This window comes from Candidatus Desulfatibia sp., assembly GCF_036446775.1.
Lineage (GTDB): Bacteria > Desulfobacterota > Desulfobacteria > Desulfobacterales > UBA11574 > Desulfatibia_A.
Genome location: NZ_JAZFTO010000251.1, coordinates 1 through 5,299, shown reverse-complemented (window position 1 = coordinate 5,299; position 5,299 = coordinate 1). Strand labels below are relative to the sequence as shown.

At 45.3% G+C, this 5,299-nt stretch carries 4 protein-coding genes, 2 tRNA genes and 1 pseudogene; 6 read left to right on the top strand and 1 reads right to left on the bottom strand.

Annotation, left to right across the window (positions count from 1 at the left end):
• Positions 1-229: pseudogene (locus tag V3S16_RS11755) on the top strand (SAM-dependent methyltransferase); the annotation flags it as partial.
• 80 nt (positions 230-309) lie between these two features.
• Here V3S16_RS11755 and V3S16_RS11750 read toward each other — a convergent pair.
• Entirely contained in the window at positions 310-1,659 is a 1,350-nt protein-coding gene (locus V3S16_RS11750; protein ID WP_413885153.1) for a DUF1015 domain-containing protein, read from the bottom strand.
• 192 nt (positions 1,660-1,851) lie between these two features.
• Here V3S16_RS11750 and V3S16_RS11745 point away from each other — a divergent pair.
• From V3S16_RS11745 to recR, 5 genes are all read left to right on the top strand, one after another.
• Positions 1,852-1,940 (top strand) — tRNA-Ser (locus V3S16_RS11745).
• A gap of 297 nt (positions 1,941-2,237) precedes the next feature.
• A tRNA-Ser gene (locus V3S16_RS11740) sits at positions 2,238-2,331 on the top strand.
• 116 nt (positions 2,332-2,447) lie between these two features.
• Entirely contained in the window at positions 2,448-4,109 is a 1,662-nt protein-coding gene (gene dnaX / locus V3S16_RS11735; protein ID WP_413885151.1) for a DNA polymerase III subunit gamma/tau, read from the top strand.
• 11 nt (positions 4,110-4,120) lie between these two features.
• Positions 4,121-4,432 carry a YbaB/EbfC family nucleoid-associated protein gene (locus V3S16_RS11730; protein WP_413885149.1) on the top strand — a complete coding sequence of 104 codons (312 nt, stop codon included), beginning with the start codon at positions 4,121-4,123 and terminating at the stop codon, positions 4,430-4,432.
• Positions 4,433-4,436: 4 nt separating this feature from the next.
• Complete coding sequence (recR, locus tag V3S16_RS11725; RefSeq protein WP_413885147.1) at positions 4,437-5,036, top strand: recombination mediator RecR; 600 nt, start codon at positions 4,437-4,439, stop codon at positions 5,034-5,036.
• Positions 5,037-5,299: the final 263 nt, after the last annotated feature.

Below are 5,299 nucleotides of genomic sequence, written 5' to 3'. Positions count from 1 at the left end.
CATCTATCCGGCTGAGCGCATAACCGATATTCTTTCGCAAATGCGCAGCGCGGATATTGAGCCCAAATTTATGCGCATGATCCATTCCGGCACAAATACCGCAGCGAAGTTGATTTTAGTGGCAGGGAGCAAAGGAGGGCGTCCGGGGGTAAAAATCGGTCCTCCTTTAATCATTTATAAAGAAGACGGGTCATATACCGAAGAGGTCCAGCAGATGTTTCAACCCTAATTGCCGAGTGAGCGGGGCCACGTCATTTAAACAGGTAATTGCTTGCAATAAATTAAATTCCAAATAACAAATCACAAATATCAAACAAATTTGAGATTTCCCTGGCTGAGTGGGTTCAGGACCTGACCGGTGATTACTTTTGGGTAAAAATAGGTGGCTTTGCGCGGCATAATCAGGCCTTGGGCGGCAATATTCCGAACTTGCTCAATTTTTGTAGGGTTCAGAATAAAGGTTATATCGTGTTTGCCGTCCTTGACCAAATCAATGGCTTCTTCTGCCATCCTGGTGTAGGCAATCAGATTTTCATTATCGAGTCTGGCCTGATCAAAACCTAAGATCTCCATAAAAAGAAGGCGCGTTAACACCGTCACATCAATATTTCTGAGTGAATCTGCAAGCTCATCGCCGAACATCCGTTCCATAACGTCTGGTTTTAGTGTCAAGAGATAAAGCTCCGGGCAGTCTTTCATAAAAACCCCCAGGCAGTTTTTCGAGGTATTTGATTTAAGTAACGCTAAAAATTCAGTCCGGTTTTTTTTGCGCTGCTCCCCTTTATAGGATATTGTGGTGATATCAAAAAAATCAGAGGCTTTTGAAATCAGAGACGCTCTTGTCGAAGCCGGAACCTCATTCAGCATACGGTGGGCCGGCAGGATGACGACTCCGGGGTCTTCCATGCCGCCTAGATACATCATGACGTAGTTGGCCGGATGAGTACCGTTGAAATCGGGAGTGTTATCCGCCAGCCATTGCCTGTATCGCAGGGCTGTTTCATAGCGATGGTGCCCGTCAGCGATAAAAAGGCGTTTATTCTCCATGGTCTCGGAAACATGGCGGTGTATTGTCTGATCGGTAATGCGCCAGAGGCGGTGCTGCTGACCATTGTGGTCAATAAAATCTACATCCGGCAGTTTGTTGGAAACAGAGGTCAGCAATGCCTTCATGATTTGGTTTTCTTTGTCGGAATACATAGAAAATATGGGGCTGAGATTGGCCTGGCATGCTTTTATGAGTTCCAGTCTTTCCGCTTTAACCTTGGAGAATGTTTTTTCATGGGGCAGGACAACACCTTCTTCGAAAGGTACCAGGCCTACCAGTACGATCAGGCCGTAGCGGGTGACGGTTTTGTTTCCATGAGGGAATTGATGCGACGTTAAATAAAATGCCGGTGTTTTGTCCTGTAAAAGGATGTTTTCTGAAAGCCACGTTTTAAGGTAGGCAGCAGCCCTTGTATAACGATTGTTGCTGCTTGTGTCGTTCTCGGTTGTGCGGCCAAGCGTCAGCCAGATCATATTTTGCCGATGAATTCTATGGTAATTTTCTTGCTCTTCTTCTGAGATTACATCAAAGGGAGGGGCTATAATATCGGCAAGATTTTGGATTTTATCCGGATTATAGAGAATTCCTCTGAAAGGGATAATTTCTGCCATGGTTAATTCCTTCTACGTCTTAGAAATGTAGTATTTCAATATAAAATCGCGCAGCGATTTTATTACTATAAAGCATGATGTTGTTCAAGCGAAATCCTGAAATCTGTTAAAAAGTTTGTCGACAAGATCGTTGACAGGAAATATTAAAACGGTATATTGAATTTAACACTATTGGGAACTTACACGGCCCTAGGAGAGGTGGCCGAGTGGTCGAAGGCGGCAGTCTCGAAAACTGTTGAGGTTAATTGCCTCCGCGAGTTCGAATCTCGCCCTCTCCGCCAATAAAATCGGTAATAGTTCACCGCAGAGTCGCAGAGGACGCAAAGACAATGAATATTTTTCTTTCTGCTGACCCCGGAGGAATAGGCTCCGCATTCCACAGGGCAGGGAGGGCGAAAAAAACTATTGTTTAAAGCTCATAGAATACTAATCGGCATGGGATGTATCTTTTTGCTTTCCGGCGTCTCTGTCCCGCTGTAGTTTGCGGGGTCAGCGGAAAGCAAAAAAAAGATAACCCTTTGCGCTCTCTGCGACTCTGCGGTGAACTATCACTAAAATCGCTGTGCGATTTTATCAGCGGAGAGATGTCCGAGCTGGCCGAAGGAGCACGACTGGAAATCGTGTGTGCTGTTAAAAGCGGCACCGAGGGTTCGAATCCCTCTCTCTCCGCCATAAAATCGCTAAGCGATTTTATATAACGCGGCTGCGCCGCTCTTAAAACGTAATTAATTGAGCATTCGAGGAGTTTTTTTTTATCAAACCTGATCTATTAAGCGAGACGTATCTATATGTCCTATCTTGTCCTGGCACGCAAATACCGTCCCCAGACTTTTGATCAAGTTGTTAAACAAGACCATGTTGCCCGAACGTTGACCAATGCCATATCAACAAATCGAGTTGCGCATGCCATCCTGTTTTCAGGGCCCAGAGGTACCGGCAAGACAACGGTTGCCCGTATAATGGCAAAGGCCATGAATTGTGAAGCCGGCCCTGCTTCAGAGCCGTGCAATGACTGTAGATCCTGCCGGGAGATAACCGCAGGACGCAGTGTGGATGTATTTGAAATTGACGGCGCCTCAAACAACAGTGTAGATCAGATCCGGGAACTGCGTGAAAATGTAAAATATTCCCCGGCCTACAGCCTTTACAAGATATATATCATTGATGAAGTCCACATGCTCAGCATGGCCGCATTTAACGCGCTGCTAAAAACTCTTGAAGAGCCTCCGTCACATGTTATGTTTATTTTTGCTACTACCGAACCTCACAAAATTCCGATAACAATTCTTTCCCGTTGCCAGCGGCACGATTTCAGGCTTATCGACGTTGAATCTATTATCAGGCACCTGGAGGTGATCTGCAGAAAAGAAGGTATTGATATCGCCGAGGAGAGCTTGGGATTATTGGCACGCCAAGGCGCCGGGAGCATGCGAGATGCCTTGAGCCTCCTTGACCTGGTGATGTCCACTACGGCAGGGACAATAACTAATCAGCAGATACTGGATATACTGGGTGTTGTAGACCGGAAGATTATATTTGATCTCGCGGGGGGCCTATTAGGCGGGGATATCGCTCAGGTTCTTGAGATAGTGGATCAGCTATACAACAGTGGCTATGACATGAAAAAGTTGTATGCCGATCTGGTTGAGCATTTCAGAAACATGGTGGTCGCTAAAATGGGGGGCAAGACCAGTAAACTTATGGATATCCCTGCTCACGAGATTAACCTGATGATTGAACAGGTCCAAGATATTCCCGGGGCATTTTTGAACCAGGTTTTTGACCTGCTCTTTACGGAAGAGACGACTATGGGACAATCATCTCAGCCGAAACTGGCGATGGAGATGATATTTATGAGACTGCATCAAATCAAACCGGCCCTGCCGATCGATGAACTCATAGAAAAGCTTGATAAATTGCGGGAAAATATTTTTGAAAGACGGACAGTGGATGGTAATATCGAAACCGAACCCACAAGTCGTGATGCCGCAGCGTGTTCGCAAGGAACGTTGAGTGAAGCGGTGGCTACAGCCGAATCCACAGCGCCTTATGAGCCGGTCTCTTTTGATGTTCATGAGGACATTGACAAAACCTGGCAGAAAATTTATTTAATTTTTTCAGAAAAACATCCTTCCCTGGCAGCAAATCTGAAAAATGCTACTTTAAAAAATCTCACGGACCGCAGCCTGGAAATCGAAGTCAGCGGCAATGGTTTTAACATCAGTATGATCCAGCGCCAAAAAAATGTGGCCATAATAAAAAAAGTATGCAACGACTTTTTCGGAAAAGAGATGGATACGCGGATAACAGCCAAACAAAACTCGAGCGCTGAAAACCAGCGGGAAAAAAGTCTGGCGGACAGTATGAAAAAAGAGGCTTTGGAACACCATCTGGTTGCTGATGTAGTCGAGATTTTCAACGGCAAGGTCGTAGACGTAAAAATTTTATAGGGGGGCTTTAAATGCAAGGTATGGGAAATGTAATGAAACAGGCCCAGAAGCTGCAAGCCAAGATGCAGCGACTGCAGGAAGAAATGGCTGAAAAGACGGTTGAAACAACTTCCGGCGGCGGTATGGTTAAAGTCGTGGCCAGCGGAAAGCAACAAGTATTATCCATTCAGATTGAAAAGGAAGTTGTTGATCCGGATGATGTGGAGATGCTTCAGGACCTTATTCTTGCGGCCGTAAATGACGCCTTGCTGAAATCTCAGGAAATGGTCACTCGAGAGATGAGCAAACTGACCGGCGGCTTGAATATTCCGGGACTGATGTAAAGATATGAGCCACTATCCTTTACCGGTTTTGAAATTAATACAAAATTTTTCAAAGCTTCCGGGAGTCGGACAAAAGACGGCCGAGCGTCTTGCAATGCATGTAATGCGTGCACCGCAAAAAGAAGCCGAACAATTTGCACGCAGCATTTTAGAGGTAAAAGATAAAGTCAGAGTATGCTTAAAGTGTTTTGCACTGAGTGCAGCCGATGTCTGCGTTATTTGCAGTGACCCGACCAGAACTTCAAGTGTTTTATGTGTTGTGGAACAGATTGCCGATATGGTGGCAGTTGAAAAAGCAGGTTCTTTCAAAGGACTGTATCATGTCCTTCAGGGCGTACTTTCTCCAATGAACGGTGTCGGACCGGAGGACATCAGAATAAAAGAGCTTATATCAAGAATAGAGCATGGTAAGGTTCAAGAGGTTATACTTGCCACCAGTACAAATGTTGAAGGGGAGGCGACGGCATCTTATCTTGCCGAACGTCTTGAAAGTTGCAACGTCAAAGTGACACGCATAGCATCAGGCGTACCCATGGGGGGCGACCTGAAATATGTGGATGCGGTCACTTTGAAAAGAGCTTTGGAGACCAGACACACAATTTAATCCGGGTTGCCCCGAATTGTACCGAATATTTTATTTAGTCCTGAAAAACCTGCTCCTTTGGGCCTCCGGCTCGTAGAGCCTACGCCTCGGAGTCGGAGAGCCAGGTCAGAGATATTTGGCACTGCCTTGGAGTTTTGTGTCTAAAATCACAAATTCCAAGCACCAAACATTAAATAAATAACAAATCACAAGCACCAAATTTCAAATAAATCACAAATTCCAAGTCTCAAATTCCAAACAAGGGCTAAAACTATTTTTTTTAT

What these genes read in the sequence shown, in the direction of transcription:
- dnaX (WP_413885151.1), top strand. Translation starts at nt 2,448, where the DNA reads ATGTCCTATCTTGTCCTGGCACGCAAATACCGTCCCCAGACTTTTGAT.
- V3S16_RS11750 (WP_413885153.1), bottom strand. Translation starts at nt 1,659, where the DNA reads ATGGCAGAAATTATCCCTTTCAGAGGAATTCTCTATAATCCGGATAAA.
- V3S16_RS11730 (WP_413885149.1), top strand. Translation starts at nt 4,121, where the DNA reads ATGCAAGGTATGGGAAATGTAATGAAACAGGCCCAGAAGCTGCAAGCC.
- recR (WP_413885147.1), top strand. Translation starts at nt 4,437, where the DNA reads ATGAGCCACTATCCTTTACCGGTTTTGAAATTAATACAAAATTTTTCA.